This window comes from Mesorhizobium sp. WSM4808 (genome assembly GCF_055811675.1).
In genome coordinates, this window is the sequence record NZ_JBVVQX010000009.1 from 21,821 (window position 1) to 36,943 (window position 15,123).

Consider the following 15,123-nt stretch of genomic DNA (forward strand, 5'->3'; position numbering starts at 1 on the left):
ACAATGATGGGCGTCGTCTGGTCGCTTCTCGGCATCCTGTCCGGCGCCTTCATTGCCATTCAGGCGCCGATCAATTCGCAGCTGGCGCGCGGCCTGGGCCTCCCGGTCGCGGCGGCTGCGTTTTCGTTCCTGTCGGGCGCGATCGTGCTCGGTATCATCTCCGTCACGGTGGTGAAGCTGCAAGGCATCTCGCTCGACTGGAAGGCGCCGGCGCCCTGGCTGTTCGTGGCCGGCGGCATGCTGGGCGGTTTCTATGTCACGCTGTCGACGATTCTCACGCCACGCATAGGTGCGGCCGCGCTGATGGCGTTTCTGGTCACCGGCCAGTTGCTGGCCGGCATGCTCATCGATCGCGTCGGCTTCCTCGGCGTCGCGGTGCGTGAAATCTCGCTCGGCCGCGTTGCCGGCGCGGTGCTGCTGCTGGCCGGAGCGCTGCTCGTCCGGCTCTACTGATGCGCGTCGATCTCTTTGACTTCGACTTGCCGGAGGAGCGCATCGCGCTTCGTCCGGCGGAGCCGCGCGACAGCGCCAAGATGCTGGTGGTCAAACCCGGCGAAGGGTTCGACGACCGCAGGGTTGGCGACCTGCCGTCCTTGCTCAGGGCCGGCGACGTGCTGGTGTTCAACGACACCAAGGTCATTCCAGCGCAGCTCAAAGGCATCCGGAGGCGAGGCGAAGCGACAGCGCAGGTCGAAGCCACGCTGCATATGCGCATGGCGCCGGACCGCTGGCTGGCCTTCATGCGGCCGGGCAAGCGCATTGCCGCCGGCGACCGCATCCATTTCGGCCATGACGGCAATTCCTGTTTGCTCGGTCAGCTCGACGCCACGGTGATCGAGAAAGGCGAGGGCGGCGAAGCGCTGCTTGGCTTCGATCTGTCGGGGCCGTTCCTCGACGAGGCGCTGCACGCGGTCGGCCACATTCCGCTGCCGCCCTACATCGCCTCGAAACGCGACGACGACGAACGCGACCGGGCCGACTACCAGACCATCTATGCAAGCGAGGAAGGCGCCGTCGCGGCACCAACCGCGGGCCTGCATTTCACGCCGGAGCTTTTTGCAGCGCTTGACAGCAAGGGCATCGAACGCCGCTTCGTCACCTTGCATGTCGGCGCCGGCACGTTCCTGCCGGTGAAGGCGGACGACACCGCCGACCACAAGATGCATGCCGAGACCGGTTCGGTCAGCGAAGCCACTGCGGACGCCCTGAATGCCGCAAGAGCAAGGGGCGGGCGTATCGTTGCCGTCGGCACGACCTCGCTGCGTCTGCTGGAGAGTGCGGCGCGTGAGGACGGTACTCTGGCTGCGTGGTCCGGTCCGACCGATATCTTCATCACGCCCGGTTACCGTTTTCGCACGGCCGACGTGCTGATGACCAATTTCCATCTGCCGCGCTCGACGCTGTTCATGCTGGTCTCGGCCTTCAGCGGCCTCGACACGATGCGTGCGGCCTATGCCCATGCGATCGAGAACCGCTACAGATTCTATTCCTATGGCGACGCAAGCCTGCTTTTCCGAGCGGAGACGAGCGACCGCCAGTCGCTCGACAATCAGGCGCCGGACGCCCCGATCCACGACAAGGAATTCAATGGCTAAGCCGTTCAGCTTCAAGGTTCTGGCAACCGACGGCAAGGCGCGGCGCGGCGTGATCGACATGCCGCGCGGCGAAATCCGCACGCCGGCCTTCATGCCGGTCGGCACCGGCGGCACCGTCAAGGCGATGTATATGGACCAGGTGCGCGGTGTCGGCGCCGACATCATCCTGGGCAATACCTATCATCTGATGCTGCGGCCCGGCGCCGAGCGTGTGGCGCGGCTCGGCGGTTTGCATGAATTCGCTCGCTGGCCGCATCCGATCCTAACCGACAGCGGCGGTTTCCAGGTGATGTCGCTGTCGAAGCTGAGAAAGCTGACCGAAAAGGGCGTCACCTTCCGCTCGCATATTGATGGCGCCGCCTACGAGATGTCGCCGGAACGTTCGATAGAGATCCAGGGATTGCTCGATTCCGATATCCAGATGCAGCTTGACGAATGCACGGCGCTGCCGGCCGAGATGAAGGAGATCGAGCGCGCCATGGAGATGTCGCTGCGTTGGGCCGAGCGCTGCAAGACGGCGTTCGGCGATCAGCCGGGCAAGGCGATGTTCGGCATCGTGCAAGGCGGCGACAACGCGGCCCTGCGGGAGCGCTCGGCGCAGGCGCTGAGCGCGATGGAGCTGAAGGGCTATGCGGTCGGCGGCCTGGCCGTCGGCGAACCGCAAGCGGTGATGCTCGAGATGCTCGACATCACCTGCCCGGAACTGCCAGCGGACAAGCCGCGCTATCTGATGGGTGTCGGCACGCCCGACGATATCCTGAAATCGGTGGCGCGCGGCATCGACATGTTCGACTGCGTGATGCCGACACGGGCCGGCCGCCACGGCCTTGCCTATACAAGGCGCGGCAAGGTCAATCTGCGCAACGCCCGCCATGCCGACGATCCACGGCCGCTCGACGAGGAAAGCGACTGCCCGGCCGCCCGGGACTACTCACGCGCCTATCTGCATCATCTGGTGCGCTCTCAAGAAGCGCTCGGCGCAATGCTTTTGACGTGGAACAACCTGTCCTACTACCAGAAACTGATGCAGGACATCCGCGCTGCGATCGAGGCCGGCACCTTCGAAGCGCGCGGCGCGGAAATCACCGAGGGCTGGGCGAGGGGCGATATCCCGTTGCTGTGAGGCCTCAAGTGCTGAGCGAATTCGAAGCGCGCAGGCTGCAGCCGGTGATCTGGAACGTACCGTCGGGCTGTTGCTGCAACGTGTAGACCGCCTCGTAATCCTTGCCGTCGGGGCCGACGATCAGCACCTGCTGGACGATCGAACCCGGAGCGGTCTCCTCGACCTTTCCGAAGGAATAGGTCCGCGGCTTGCGCACCGGCGGATAGCCGTTGGTCACCATGTTCATGAAGGCATCGACGGTCGGGAAGATCCGCTTCACATTCGGGGCGGCGAAGCTGTAGGCGGTGGCGCCGTCATTGGCGATGAGGGCCTTTAGCTGACTGTCGATGACGGACTGGCCCGCCTTGATCTCGGCATCGCCGGCCAATACCGACGACGCGAAGAGGAATGGAACGACTGCGATTGCGAAAAAGGCGCGGCGCATGGCCTGTCTCCGTTATCCCGCGAAATATCTTCCCTCGAAATGCTGCTGTCCGAAGACACATCATAACATACGCTTGGCAGCGCATCGCGGTTTCAGCGATTGCGAATATTCACTGGCGATCGGTGACAAGTTCCACGCCAGTGGCGGAGTTGCAGCAGGCGGTAGCCTAGGCCCGAGCCGGCTGAGCATTCATTCCAGCGCTTGAAAGCCCGCCTCCAGTCTGCCAGAAGGGCCGCTGGACTTGGACGTTTAGCGGGACGAAGCCATGAAGGCGTTTTTCGTGCAGATCAAATGCGAGCTCGGCAAATCCTATGAGGTTGCCAGCGCGCTTGCCGATGCCGAGATCGCCTCGGAAATCTACTCCACCGCCGGCAATTACGATCTGCTCGCCAAATTCTACGTCGACGACGAGGAAGACGTCGGCCATTTCGTCAATGAGAAGGTGCAGATTCTCCCCGGCATCAAGGACACGTTCACCGTCGTCACGTTTCGCGCTTTCTAGCCTGGAAACGCATTTGCCCGGGCACGAGGCAAAGGCTGATCAAGGTCATATTTCACCTGCCTCAATTTTAGGCAGGCGCAACATACTGGTCGCCCGTATCTCCCAAATCACCGATTGCGCTTGATTTTCTCCGGCGACGTCAGTGAAATGGCGTCACAGGGGAGTATGCGATTGGCAGCGTTCGATGAAATGCTTCCGGAAGTCTCCGGATTGAGAAGACCGTATTCGGCTTATGATCGCTGGCTGAAGGAGCAGGATCCGGCCAGGCTGACCGAGAAGATGCAGGACGCCGAACGCGTCTTCCGCAAGACCGGCATCACCTTCGCCGTCTATGGCGAGCAGGAAGCTTCCGAGCGGCTGATCCCGTTCGATATCGTTCCCCGCATCATTTCAGGCAATGAATGGCGGCGCCTCACGCAGGGCATCGAGCAGCGCGTGCAGGCGCTGAACGCCTTCCTCGACGACATCTACCACCGCCAGGAAATCCTGCGCGCAGGGCGCGTCCCCAGGGAATTGATCGCCAGGAACGAGGCCTTCCTGCCGGAGATGATCGGGGTCAGGCCGCCGGCCGGCGTCTACACCCATATCATCGGCGTCGACATCGTCCGCATCTCGGAGGACGAATTCTACGTGCTGGAGGATAATGCGCGCACGCCGTCGGGCGTCTCCTACATGCTGGAGAACCGCGAGACGATGATGCAGCTGTTCCCCGAGCTGTTCCAGAAGATCAAGGTACGGCCGGTGGAAAACTACCCGCAGCTTCTGCGCCAGTCGCTGGCGGCGGTGCGGCCGCAAAGCACCAAGGGCGCGCCGACCATTGCGGTGCTGACGCCCGGCAGCTTCAACTCCGCCTATTTCGAACACGCCTTCCTCGCCGACCAGATGGGCGTGCAGCTGGTCGAAGGCCAGGATCTGCGCGTCGTCGACGGCCATGTCGCGATGCGCACGACCGAAGGCTACAAGCAGATCGATGTGCTCTACCGGCGCGTGGACGATTCCTTCCTCGATCCGCTGACCTTCCGACCGGATTCGGCGCTCGGCATACCCGGCATCATGGATGTCTATCGGGCCGGCAACATCACCATCGCCAATGCGCCGGGCACCGGCATCGCCGACGACAAGGCGATCTATTCCTACATGCCCGAGATCATCGAATTCTACACCGGCCGCAAGGCGATCCTGGGCAACATCCCAACCTGGCGCTGCTCGGAGCCCGACAGCCTGAAATACGTGCTCGAGCACATCGACGAGCTGGTGATCAAGGAAGTCCATGGTTCCGGCGGCTACGGCATGCTGGTCGGGCCGGCTGCGACCAAGAAGGAATGCGAGACCTTTGCCAAGAAACTCCAGGCAAAACCTTCGAATTACATCGCCCAGCCGACGCTGGCGCTGTCGACATGCCCGATCCTGACGGAAAAGGGGCTGGCGCCGCGCCATGTCGATCTCAGGCCTTATGTGCTGGTCTCCGACCGCATCCAGATCGTGCCGGGCGGCCTCACGCGTGTCGCGCTGAAGGAAGGCTCGCTGGTCGTGAATTCCTCGCAAGGCGGCGGGACGAAAGATACTTGGGTGCTGGATGATTGAGACGAGCAGGGGGACGCAGCAATCATGAGACGCATTCCCTATTCGCTACTCGCTACTCGCTACTCGCTCAAAATCGGGGCACGTTGATATGCTTCTCGGCCGCACCGCCAACGGGCTTTACTGGATGAATCGCTATATCGAGCGGGCGGAGAACATGGCGCGCTTGGTCGATGCCGGTTTGCGCATGGCGCTGACTCGTACCCAGAGTGCCTCGGAAGAGTGGAATTCGGTGCTGCTCAGCGCCGGTTCCGACGTCACCTTCAGCCAGAAATATTCTTACTATACCGCGGCCAACGTCGCCGACTTCCTGTTGCGCGACACGTCGAACCCGTCGAGCACGATGGCGTCGATCGAGACGGCCCGCAACAATGCCCGCATGGTGCGTACCGCGCTGACGCGCGAAACCTGGGAAAGCATCAACGAAGCCTGGATGTCGCTGAAGCGGATGCTGGCCAAGCCGATCGACGAGCGCGACCTGCCCAGCGTACTCGACGCCATCAAGCGCGAGACGGCGCTGATCCGCGGCTCGTTCTACGGCACCATGCTGCGCAACGAAATCTTCGACTTCTCGCAGCTCGGCACCTATGTCGAGCGCGCGGACAACACGGCGCGCATCCTCGACGTGAAATATTATGTGCTGCTGCCGTCGATCTCCTGGGTCGGCTCGACGCTCGACAATTATCAGTGGGAATCGATCCTGCGTTCGGTCTCGGCGCATCGCTCCTACCGTTGGGTCTACGACGCCGATTACAAGCCGACCAACATTGCCGACTATCTGATCCTCAATGTCCGCATGCCGCGTTCGCTGATGTTCTGCTATCGCTTCCTGTCGGAGCACCTGAAATTCCTCGGCGACGATTACGGCGAACGCCATGCCTGCCACGCAACGGCCGAGAAGACGCAGACAATGCTGAGAGCCGGGTCGATCAAGGGCATATTCGACGCCGGGCTGCATGAATTCCTGGCCAATTTCATTCGCGACAACACCAAGCTGGGCGAAGAGATCGCACAAGATTACCGGTTCAATTGAGCATGGTCCCGAAAGGTGGGAGCCGGTTTTCTCAGACAAATGAAACCGTTTGTCCGGAGATCGTGCTCACAAACGGAATAGAAGCATGCGGCTGAAGATCACCCATCGGACCGAATACCGCTACGACGCGCCGGTGCACTATCTGTTGCAGCGGCTGCGGCTGCTTCCGGTCAGCGGGTCGACGCAGACCGTTCTGTCCTGGGCCTTGACCATCGAAGGCGCGCGCGAAGAAGTTCGCTTTGTCGACCATTTCGGCAATGACACAAGGCTGCTAAGCGTCGAGGGCGAGCGCGACTTCATCACGGTGGAAGCATCAGGCGAAGTGGTGACACGCGACACCGCGGGTGTCTCGGGGCCGCACCAGGGCTTTACGCCGCTCTGGCTGTACAGCCATGAGACGCCATTGACGGTGATCGGCAGCGGTATCCGCGAACTCGCCGCATCGGTCGGCAAGGGCAGCGACATCGAAAGGCTGCACCGGCTGATGGCTGTCATCGGCGAGCGCGTTGTCTACACGCCCGGCACCACCAGTGCGACGACGCCGGCGGAGGAAGCCTTGGCGCTGAAAACCGGGGTCTGCCAGGATCATACCCATATCTTTGCCGCCGCGGCGCGTGCCATGGGCTTTCCGGCCCGCTATGTCAGCGGCTATCTGATGCTGGAAGCCACGGTCGAGCAGGCGGCCAGCCATGCCTGGGCCGAGGCGCATGTTTCGGGTCTCGGCTGGGTTGCCTTCGATGCCGCCAATGGCATTTCACCCGACGAGCGTTATGTAAAGGTGGCAACGGGCCGCGATTACCGCGACGCCACGCCGGTGTCGGGAATTCGGCTGGGACAGGCGGAAGAACAGCTTGCGGTCACCGTCACGGTGGAGCAGTAATCCTCGCAAGATTGCTGCCGAGCGATTCATCGTTTCAAGGAAACGCCGAACCGCTCTATCCCCTTGTTTTAACGCAATTCCGGACGGAAAACCGCTTCACACTTTTCCTGGAATTGCTCTAGAAGAGATTCCATGACCTATTGCGTTGGCCTGAAGATCGATCGCGGGCTCGTGTTCATGTCGGACACGCGTACCAATGCAGGCATGGATTCCATCTCCACCTTTCGCAAGATGCATGTCTGGGAAGAGCCGGGCGAGCGCGTCATCGTTTTGATGTCGGCGGGCAACCTGGCGACGACGCAGGCCGTGGTCAGCCTGCTTGACGAGCGCACCAAGGCGATCTCCGAAAGACATTCCACGCTGCTCGAAACGCCGTCGATGTACCAAACAGTCCGCATTGTTGGCGACACGGTCAAGGAGGTCATCGCCAATTCGTCACCCGCCGGCGAGAAGGCGGATTCCTATTTCAATGCGTCCTTCATCCTCGGCGGCCAGATCAAGGGCAGCGAGCCGCGCCTGTTCATGATCTATCCCGAAGGCAATTTCATCGAATCGACCGATGACACGCCGTTTTTCCAGATCGGCGAGACCAAATACGGCAAGCCGATCATCATCCGCGCCTACGAAAAGACGATGAGCCTCGCCGAGACGGTGAAGCTGCTTTTGGTGTCGTTCGATTCGACGTTGAAGTCGAACCTGTCCGTCGGCTTGCCGCTCGACCTGCTGTTCCTGGAGAAGGACGCCTTCAAGGTCGGATTGAAGAAGCGGATCGGCCAGGACGACCAGTATTACCGCACGATCTCCGACGGCTGGTCGAATGCGCTGAAGACGGCCTTTGCCAGCCTGCCGGATTTCCCGGGCTGAGGCGTGCGGCATCCGTTGTCGGTTGCATCTATTTCACGCGTTAATTAATAAAGAGACCAGCCGCGATGGATGGTAGCGACGGATCATGTCGGGAGGACAGGATGAACAATGATAATTTCCGGCAATGGTCGCGGCGCGCCGCCGACTGGGGCGCCGACTACCGCAATACGCTGCGCGAGCGGCCGGTGCGGCCGCTGGTCGAACCGGGCGACATTTTTCGAAGCATTGAGGCTTCGCCGCCCGAAGACGCCGAGCCGATGGACCGGATCTTCGCCGACTTCGAAGAGAAGATCCTGCCGGGAATGACGCATTGGCAGCATCCCCGCTTCTTCGCCTATTTCCCGGCCAATGCGGCGCCGGTTTCGGTGGTGGCGGAATATCTGGTTTCGGCGATGGCCGCGCAATGCATGCTCTGGCAGACGTCGCCGGCGGCGACCGAACTCGAAACGCGCACCGTCGACTGGATGCGCCAGGCGCTCGGCCTGCCCGAAGGGTTTTCCGGGGTAATCCAGGATTCAGCCTCGTCGGCGACACTGGCCGCGGTGCTGACCATGCGCGAACGGGCGCTCGACTGGCAAGGCAACAGACAAGGCCTGGCAGGGCAGGCGCGGCTGCGCATCTACTCCTCCGACCAGGTGCATACTTCGATTGACCGGGCGATCTGGGTGTCCGGCATAGGCGAGGACAATCTCGTGCGCATTCCCGTCGCCGGCCGCTTTCGCGCCATGGATACGGCGGCACTCGAGGCGGCAATCATCGCCGACAGGGAAGCCGGCATGCTGCCGGCCGGCATCATCGCTTGCGTCGGCGGCACCAGCACCGGCGGCACCGACGATATTGCAGCGGTTGTCGAGGTCGCACGGCGGCATGGGCTTTATCTTCACGTCGACGCCGCATGGGCGGGATCGGCGATGATCTGTCCGGAGTTTCGGCATTTCTGGGAAGGGGTCGAAGGCGCCGATTCCATCGTTTTCAATCCGCACAAATGGCTGGGCGCCCAGTTCGACTGCTCGATCCAGTTCCTGCGCGACCCCGAAAGCCATGTGAGGACGCTGGCCATCAAGCCGGATTATCTGAAGACACACGGCCACGACGGCATCATCAACTATTCCGAATGGTCGGTGCCGCTTGGCAGGCGATTTCGCGCGCTGAAATTGTGGTTCCTGCTGCGCGCCCATGGCCTGGAAAGCCTGCGCACAATGATCCGCAATCATGTCGCGTGGAGCGAAGGGCTTGCCGCGCGGCTGGCAAGGGAGCCGAATTTCGAGATCGTCAGCGAACCGATGCTGTCGTTGTTCTCGTTCCGACACAAGATCGCAACCGACGCGGACGAGCACAATCTGCGCCTGGTCAATGCGATCAACGACGATGGCCGCATCTACCTGACGCAGACGAAGGTCGATGGCAGGATCGCAATCCGCTTCCAGGTCGGCCAGTTCGAGGCGACCGCCGCCGATGTTGATACGGCCTTCACCGTCATCACGGAAATCGCGCGCGCAATGGATTGATCGGGCACAATCTGGTTTGCGTTCGTATTCACCTTGGCAATCACATGCATTTCATTAGCCGGCTCATGCCTTTTCATCGGTTTCGTTTTCGACTATAGACAAGAAAAACGAAAACGGGAGGTTGCCTATGTATCTGTCGCCGCGCCATGCCGAGATTATCCAGATGGCCAAGGATCATGGCCGCGTGCTGGTCGATGATCTGGCCACCCACTTCAATGTGACGCCGCAGACCATACGCAAGGACCTCAACGATTTGTGCGACCAGCGGCTGCTCTCGCGCATCCATGGCGGCGCGTTGTATCCCTCCGGCATCGAGAACATGGAATATGAGGCGAGACGCAAGATCGCCGCCGACGAGAAGGAGGCGATCGGCCGTGCGGCCGCCAGGCTGATCCCCGACAATGCCTCGCTGTTCATCAACATCGGCACCACGACCGAGTCGGTCAGCAAGGCGTTGCTCGATCACAACGGTCTCATGGTCATCACCAATAACATCAATGTTGCCAATAGGATGCGGATATATCCCTCGATCGAGGTGGTGATCGCCGGCGGGGTTGTGCGCGGTTCCGATGGCGGTGTGGTCGGCGAAGCGGCGGTCGACTTCATCAGGCAGTTCAAGGTCGACTATGCGGTGATCGGTGCATCCGCCATCGACCATGACGGCGCCTTGCTCGATTTCGATTTTCGCGAGGTCAAGGTGGCGCAGGCGATCATCGCCAATGCAAGGCATGTCATCCTGGTTTCCGACCAGACCAAATTCGAGCGAACCGCACCGGTGCGCATCGGCCATCTGTCGCAGGTCAACACCTTCATCACCGATCGTTGCGACATCCCGTCAGTGCGCAAGATCTGCCAGGAGGCCGAGGTTCAGTTGATCGAGACGTCGCTCGCCTAGGCGGTTTCTGCCCGATATCACGCGCTCGTGATATTTCGTTTGACATTCGTTATCATTTCGAAATAATTCCGACACGGTTTCGTAAAAGCCCAAAATGGTGCAATGCGAAATCGTTGGAGGAATTGTGGACGCATCTCCGATCCGTGACATTTTCGTCATAGGTGGCGGCATCAATGGCTGCGGCATTGCCCGTGATGCCGTCGGTCGTGGCTTTTCCGTGTTTCTCGCCGAGATGAACGACCTCGCCAGCGGAACCTCCTCTGGTTCGACCAAATTGATCCATGGCGGCCTGCGCTACCTCGAATTCTACGAATTCCGCCTGGTGCGAGAGGCGCTGATGGAGCGCGAGGTTTTGTGGAAGAACGCGCCGCACATCATCTGGCCGATGCGGTTCGTGCTGCCCTATGCCAAAGGCCTGCGTCCGGCCTGGCTGATCAGGCTCGGTCTCTTCCTCTACGATCACATTGGCGGGCGCAAATTGCTGCCCGCGACCCGGACGCTGGACATGGCCAGGGATCCGGCCGGCAAGCCTTTGAAGCCGCTGTTCAAGAAGGCCTTCGAATATTCGGATGGCTGGGTCAATGATGCACGGTTGGTGGCGCTGAACGCGCGTGATGCCGCCGACCGCGGCGCCACGGTCCGCACCCGCACGAAAGTGACCGGCGCGCGCCGCGAAAACGGCCTTTGGACGATCCAGATCGAGGATCTGCAGAGCGGCGAGACCGAGGAGATCAAGGCGCGACTGCTGGTCAATGCCGCCGGCCCCTGGGTCGATCATGTGCTGTCTGGCGTCGTGGGGCTCAACGATGTGCACAATGTCCGCCTAGTGCAGGGCAGCCACATCGTCATCGCCAGGAAGTTCGACGATCCGCGCGCCTATTTCTTCCAGAACAAGGATGGCCGCATCATCTTCGCCATTCCCTACGAGGAAGAGTTCACACTGATCGGCACCACCGACCAGGATTATCCCGGCGATCCGCATGACGTGAAGATCAGCGACACCGAGATCGATTACCTCTGCGCCGCGGCAAGCGAATATTTCGCTCAGCCGGTCAAGCGCTCGGACATCGTCTGGACCTATTCGGCCGTCCGTCCGCTCTATGATGACGGAGCATCCAAGGCGCAGGAAGCGACGCGGGACTATGTGCTCAAGGCCGATGGCGGCGAGGGCGCCGCCCCAATCGTCAATGCTTTTGGCGGCAAGATCACCACCTATCGCCGGCTGTCGGAATCGATGCTGGAAAAGATCGAGGGTTTTCTCGGCAAGCGCGGCAAGCCGTGGACGGCAAACGCGCCGCTGCCGGGCGGCGATTTCCCGGCCACCGGTTTCGATGCCGAAGTGGCGAAACTCAAAACCGCTTATCCATTCCTCGACGCGCGCCTGGCTCGCCGGTTGACCCGGCTCTATGGCACCCGCGCAAGGATGCTGTTGGGGCTGGCCAAATCGAACGTCGATCTCGGCCGCAACTTCGGCGCCGATCTCTACGAGGCCGAGGTGCGCTATCTCGTTCAAAACGAATGGGCCGTCACATCAGAAGATGTATTGTGGCGCCGGACCAAGCGCGGTCTGCATCTCAGCCGCGAGCAGGTGGCGGCGCTCGATGAGTTCATGCGCGGCATAAGCCGGCGCCATGTCGCGGCTGCCGAATGAAGAGGGGTTTGAGCTGATGCGGAAGGCCTGGGAGGAGGCGTCATGCTGGAACTGAGAAACGTCACCAAGGCGGTCGGCGCGGTCGAGCATATAAGCGACGTGTCGCTGACGCTCCAGCACGGCTCGCTCAACGTCCTGCTCGGACCGACGCTTTCCGGCAAGACAAGCCTGATGCGGCTGATGGCCGGCCTGGACGTGCCGACCTCCGGTTCGATCTGGTTCGACGGCCAGAATGTCACCGGCGTGCCGGTGCAGAAGCGCAAGATCGCCATGGTCTACCAGCAGTTCATCAATTATCCGGCGATGACCGTCTATGAGAACATCGCTTCGCCGCTCCGGGTGGCCGGCATCGAGCAGGCCAGGATCGACAGCCAGGTGCGTGAAGCCGCCGCTCTTCTCAAGCTGACGCCCTATCTCGACCGCACGCCGCTCAGCCTGTCCGGCGGCCAGCAGCAGCGCACCGCACTGGCACGCGCCATCGTCAAGAACGCAAGCCTGGTCCTGCTCGATGAGCCGCTCGCCAATCTCGACTACAAATTGCGCGAGGAACTGCGCGCCGAATTGCCCAGGATATTCGCCGCCGCCGGCACCATCTTCGTCTACGCCACGACCGAGCCGCACGAGGCGCTGCTGCTCGGCGGCAATACGGCGACGCTTTCGCAAGGCAAGATCACCCAGTTCGGACCGACCATCGAGGTGTTCCGCAAGCCGGTAGATCTGGTGACAGCCAGGACGTTTTCCGATCCACCGCTCAACACCATCGTGCTCGCCAAGAAGGGTCGGGACTTCCTGCTCGAGGGCGGCGTGAACCTGCCGGTGCCGGCCGAGCTCTCCGGCATTGCCGATGCCATGTACACGATCGGTTTTCAGCCGCACCACCTGTCGCTCGAGCGGCCGAATGCGGCGGCGGTGCCGGTGCGTGCCAAGGTGACGATCACCGAGATCACCGGATCGGAGAGTTTCATCCATCTCGATTTCGCGGACGCGCGCTGGGTCATGCTGACCCATGGTATCAGGCATTTCGAGCCGGACGCGGTGGTCGAGGTGTTCATCGATCCGCGCCACATCATGGTTTTCGACGAGCACGGCAGCGCCGTGACTGCGCCGAAGCTGGCGGCTTGAGGGCAAAGAGATGGCACGCATCGACGTCAACCATGTCCGACATTCCTATCTGCCGAACCCGCAGAAGGATGCCGATTTCGCACTGCGGGAAGTGCATCATGTCTTCGAGGACGGCGGCGCCTATGCGCTGCTCGGGCCCTCCGGTTGCGGCAAGACCACGCTGCTCAACATCATTTCGGGATTGTTGCACCCCTCGCACGGCCAGTTGCTGTTCAACGGCAAGGACGTGACCAATTTGTCGACGCAGGAGCGCAACATCGCGCAGGTGTTCCAGTTCCCGGTCATCTACGACACCATGACCGTCTACGACAATCTGGCCTTCCCGCTGCGCAACCGCGGCGTGCCGGAAGCCGATGTCGACCGCAAGGTTCGCGAGACGTTGGAGATGATCGATCTGGCGTCCTGGGCGAAGAAGAAGGCGAGGGGCCTGACCGCCGACCAGAAGCAGAAGATCTCGCTCGGCCGCGGCCTGGTGCGCTCCGACGTCAACGCCATCCTTTTCGACGAGCCGCTGACCGTCATCGATCCGCACATGAAGTGGGTGCTGCGCTCGCAGCTGAAGCAATTGCACCGCCGCTTTGGCTACACCATGGTCTATGTGACCCACGACCAGACCGAGGCGCTGACCTTCGCCGAGCAGGTCGTGGTCATGTATGATGGCGGCATCGTGCAGATCGGCACACCGGCCGAATTGTTCGAACGCCCGCGCCATACCTTCGTCGGTTATTTTATCGGCTCGCCCGGCATGAACGTCATGCCCGTGGCGATCGAGGGCAAGACGGCGACGCTCGGCTCGCAGCGCATCGAACTGCCGGGCGCACCCAAGGCAGGCACCGGCGCCGTCGAACTCGGCATCCGTCCCGAATATGTCCGGCTCGGCCGCGAAGGCATGGCCGTGCAGGTCAGCAAGGTCGAGGATCTCGGCCGCCACAAGGTGGTGCGCGCCAAGCTCGAAGGCAGCGATATCTCTGCCGTGATCGGTGAGGACGAGACCCTGCCCGCCGATCCGAAGGTGCGGTTCGACCCGGCCGGCATCAACATCTATGCCGATTCCTGGCGTGTCGAGATGGAGGCCTAGATGGAGAAGACCTGGAACAACAAGGCCTGGTTCATGGTGCTGCCGGTCCTCCTGCTGGTGGCGTTCTCGGCGGTGATCCCGCTGATGACGGTGGTCAACTATTCGGTGCAGGACACGTTCGGAAACAACGTCTTCTTCTGGAACGGCTCGGACTGGTACACCGAAATCCTGGAGTCGGAACGCTTCTGGCTGTCGATGGTCCGCAACCTGATCTTTTCCGCAACCATCCTCGCCATCGAGATTCCGCTCGGCATCTTCATCGCTCTCAACATGCCCAAGAAAGGTTGGGGCGTGCCGGTCTGCCTGGTGCTGATGGCTCTGCCGCTGCTGATCCCGTGGAACGTCGTCGGCACGATTTGGCAGGTGTTCGGCCGCATCGACATCGGCCTGCTCGGCTACACGCTGTCGTCGCTCGGCTTCGACTACAACTACGTCAACGATCCGACCGACGCCTGGGTGACGGTCATCCTGATGGACGTATGGCACTGGACAAGCCTCGTTGTTCTGCTCTGCTACGCCGGACTGGTCTCGATCCCCGATGCCTTCTACCAGGCGGCCAAGATCGACGGCGCCTCACGCTGGGCAGTGTTCCGCTACATCCAGCTGCCGAAGATGAACCGCGTGCTTCTGATCGCGGTGCTGCTGCGCTTCATGGACTCGTTCATGATCTACACCGAGCCGTTCGTCGTCACCGGCGGAGGCCCTGGCAATTCGACGACGTTCCTGTCGATAGACCTGGTCAAGATTGCCATCGGTCAGTTCGATCTCGGGCCGGCGGCCGCCATGTCGATCATCTACTTCCTGATCATCCTTTTGCTGTCTTGGGTGTTCTACACCGTCATGACCAATGTCGATGCGGAGCGCTGA

Annotated in this window: 15 protein-coding genes; 14 read left to right on the forward strand and 1 reads right to left on the reverse strand. The window is 61.6% G+C overall.

Going from position 1 to position 15,123, the window contains the following annotated elements:
* Positions 1–3 precede the first annotated feature (3 nt).
* The 3 genes from AC0L2U_RS17460 to tgt are packed head-to-tail and all read left to right on the forward strand — an operon-like array spanning position 4 to position 2,718.
* Entirely contained in the window at positions 4–453 is a 450-nt protein-coding gene (locus tag AC0L2U_RS17460; protein WP_127269466.1) for a DMT family transporter, read from the forward strand.
* A complete protein-coding gene (gene queA, locus AC0L2U_RS17465; RefSeq protein WP_473602322.1) occupies positions 453–1,595 on the forward strand; it encodes a tRNA preQ1(34) S-adenosylmethionine ribosyltransferase-isomerase QueA in 1,143 nt (380 codons plus the stop codon). The genes AC0L2U_RS17460 and queA overlap by 1 nt, the downstream gene beginning before the upstream one ends.
* Positions 1,588–2,718, forward strand: a complete 1,131-nt coding sequence (gene tgt, locus AC0L2U_RS17470; RefSeq protein WP_127380837.1) for a tRNA guanosine(34) transglycosylase Tgt — start codon at positions 1,588–1,590, stop codon at positions 2,716–2,718. Before queA ends, tgt begins: the two co-directional genes overlap by 8 nt.
* Positions 2,719–2,722: 4 nt before the next feature.
* Here tgt and AC0L2U_RS17475 read toward each other — a convergent pair whose 3' ends face one another.
* Complete coding sequence (locus AC0L2U_RS17475) at positions 2,723–3,142, reverse strand: DUF4864 domain-containing protein (protein WP_127269463.1); 420 nt, start codon at positions 3,140–3,142, stop codon at positions 2,723–2,725.
* Positions 3,143–3,407: 265 nt separating this feature from the next.
* Between AC0L2U_RS17475 and AC0L2U_RS17480 the strand changes: the two genes are divergently transcribed.
* From AC0L2U_RS17480 to AC0L2U_RS17530, 11 genes are all read left to right on the forward strand, one after another.
* Positions 3,408–3,644: an Lrp/AsnC family transcriptional regulator gene (locus AC0L2U_RS17480; protein ID WP_010909609.1), complete on the forward strand. Its 237-nt coding sequence runs from the start codon at positions 3,408–3,410 to the stop codon at positions 3,642–3,644.
* A gap of 171 nt (positions 3,645–3,815) precedes the next feature.
* Positions 3,816–5,228 carry a circularly permuted type 2 ATP-grasp protein gene (locus tag AC0L2U_RS17485; protein ID WP_023812984.1) on the forward strand — a complete coding sequence of 471 codons (1,413 nt, stop codon included), beginning with the start codon at positions 3,816–3,818 and terminating at the stop codon, positions 5,226–5,228.
* A gap of 88 nt (positions 5,229–5,316) precedes the next feature.
* On the forward strand, positions 5,317–6,258 hold the full coding sequence (locus tag AC0L2U_RS17490; protein ID WP_473602323.1) for an alpha-E domain-containing protein: 942 nt from the start codon (positions 5,317–5,319) through the stop codon (positions 6,256–6,258).
* An 85-nt stretch (positions 6,259–6,343) separates the two neighbouring features.
* Positions 6,344–7,138, forward strand: a complete 795-nt coding sequence (locus AC0L2U_RS17495; RefSeq protein ID WP_127273300.1) for a transglutaminase family protein — start codon at positions 6,344–6,346, stop codon at positions 7,136–7,138.
* A gap of 132 nt (positions 7,139–7,270) precedes the next feature.
* Positions 7,271–8,002, forward strand: a complete 732-nt coding sequence (locus tag AC0L2U_RS17500; RefSeq protein WP_013531816.1) for a proteasome-type protease — start codon at positions 7,271–7,273, stop codon at positions 8,000–8,002.
* Positions 8,003–8,103: 101 nt separating this feature from the next.
* Positions 8,104–9,510: a pyridoxal phosphate-dependent decarboxylase family protein gene (locus AC0L2U_RS17505; RefSeq protein WP_473602324.1), complete on the forward strand. Its 1,407-nt coding sequence runs from the start codon at positions 8,104–8,106 to the stop codon at positions 9,508–9,510.
* Between the two features lie 127 nt (positions 9,511–9,637).
* On the forward strand, positions 9,638–10,405 hold the full coding sequence (locus AC0L2U_RS17510) for a DeoR/GlpR family DNA-binding transcription regulator (RefSeq protein ID WP_127258922.1): 768 nt from the start codon (positions 9,638–9,640) through the stop codon (positions 10,403–10,405).
* Positions 10,406–10,529: 124 nt separating this feature from the next.
* On the forward strand, positions 10,530–12,056 hold the full coding sequence (gene glpD, locus AC0L2U_RS17515; protein ID WP_127380842.1) for a glycerol-3-phosphate dehydrogenase: 1,527 nt from the start codon (positions 10,530–10,532) through the stop codon (positions 12,054–12,056).
* 42 nt (positions 12,057–12,098) lie between these two features.
* A complete protein-coding gene (locus AC0L2U_RS17520; RefSeq protein WP_473602325.1) occupies positions 12,099–13,178 on the forward strand; it encodes an ABC transporter ATP-binding protein in 1,080 nt (359 codons plus the stop codon).
* A 10-nt stretch (positions 13,179–13,188) separates the two neighbouring features.
* On the forward strand, positions 13,189–14,256 hold the full coding sequence (locus tag AC0L2U_RS17525) for an ABC transporter ATP-binding protein (RefSeq protein WP_473602326.1): 1,068 nt from the start codon (positions 13,189–13,191) through the stop codon (positions 14,254–14,256).
* The gene (locus AC0L2U_RS17530) at positions 14,257–15,123 is read left to right on the forward strand and encodes a carbohydrate ABC transporter permease (protein WP_127272310.1); all 867 of its coding nucleotides are present in this window, start codon (positions 14,257–14,259) and stop codon (positions 15,121–15,123) included.

Excerpts from the sequence above, each read along its gene's own strand:
- AC0L2U_RS17460 (WP_127269466.1), top strand. The coding sequence starts at position 4 with ATGATGGGCGTCGTCTGGTCGCTTCTCGGCATCCTGTCCGGCGCCTTC.
- queA (WP_473602322.1), top strand. The coding sequence starts at position 453 with ATGCGCGTCGATCTCTTTGACTTCGACTTGCCGGAGGAGCGCATCGCG.
- tgt (WP_127380837.1), top strand. The coding sequence starts at position 1,588 with ATGGCTAAGCCGTTCAGCTTCAAGGTTCTGGCAACCGACGGCAAGGCG.
- AC0L2U_RS17475 (WP_127269463.1), bottom strand. The coding sequence starts at position 3,142 with ATGCGCCGCGCCTTTTTCGCAATCGCAGTCGTTCCATTCCTCTTCGCG.
- AC0L2U_RS17480 (WP_010909609.1), top strand. The coding sequence starts at position 3,408 with ATGAAGGCGTTTTTCGTGCAGATCAAATGCGAGCTCGGCAAATCCTAT.
- AC0L2U_RS17490 (WP_473602323.1), top strand. The coding sequence starts at position 5,317 with ATGCTTCTCGGCCGCACCGCCAACGGGCTTTACTGGATGAATCGCTAT.
- AC0L2U_RS17495 (WP_127273300.1), top strand. The coding sequence starts at position 6,344 with ATGCGGCTGAAGATCACCCATCGGACCGAATACCGCTACGACGCGCCG.
- AC0L2U_RS17500 (WP_013531816.1), top strand. The coding sequence starts at position 7,271 with ATGACCTATTGCGTTGGCCTGAAGATCGATCGCGGGCTCGTGTTCATG.
- AC0L2U_RS17505 (WP_473602324.1), top strand. The coding sequence starts at position 8,104 with ATGAACAATGATAATTTCCGGCAATGGTCGCGGCGCGCCGCCGACTGG.
- AC0L2U_RS17510 (WP_127258922.1), top strand. The coding sequence starts at position 9,638 with ATGTATCTGTCGCCGCGCCATGCCGAGATTATCCAGATGGCCAAGGAT.
- AC0L2U_RS17520 (WP_473602325.1), top strand. The coding sequence starts at position 12,099 with ATGCTGGAACTGAGAAACGTCACCAAGGCGGTCGGCGCGGTCGAGCAT.
- AC0L2U_RS17525 (WP_473602326.1), top strand. The coding sequence starts at position 13,189 with ATGGCACGCATCGACGTCAACCATGTCCGACATTCCTATCTGCCGAAC.
- AC0L2U_RS17530 (WP_127272310.1), top strand. The coding sequence starts at position 14,257 with ATGGAGAAGACCTGGAACAACAAGGCCTGGTTCATGGTGCTGCCGGTC.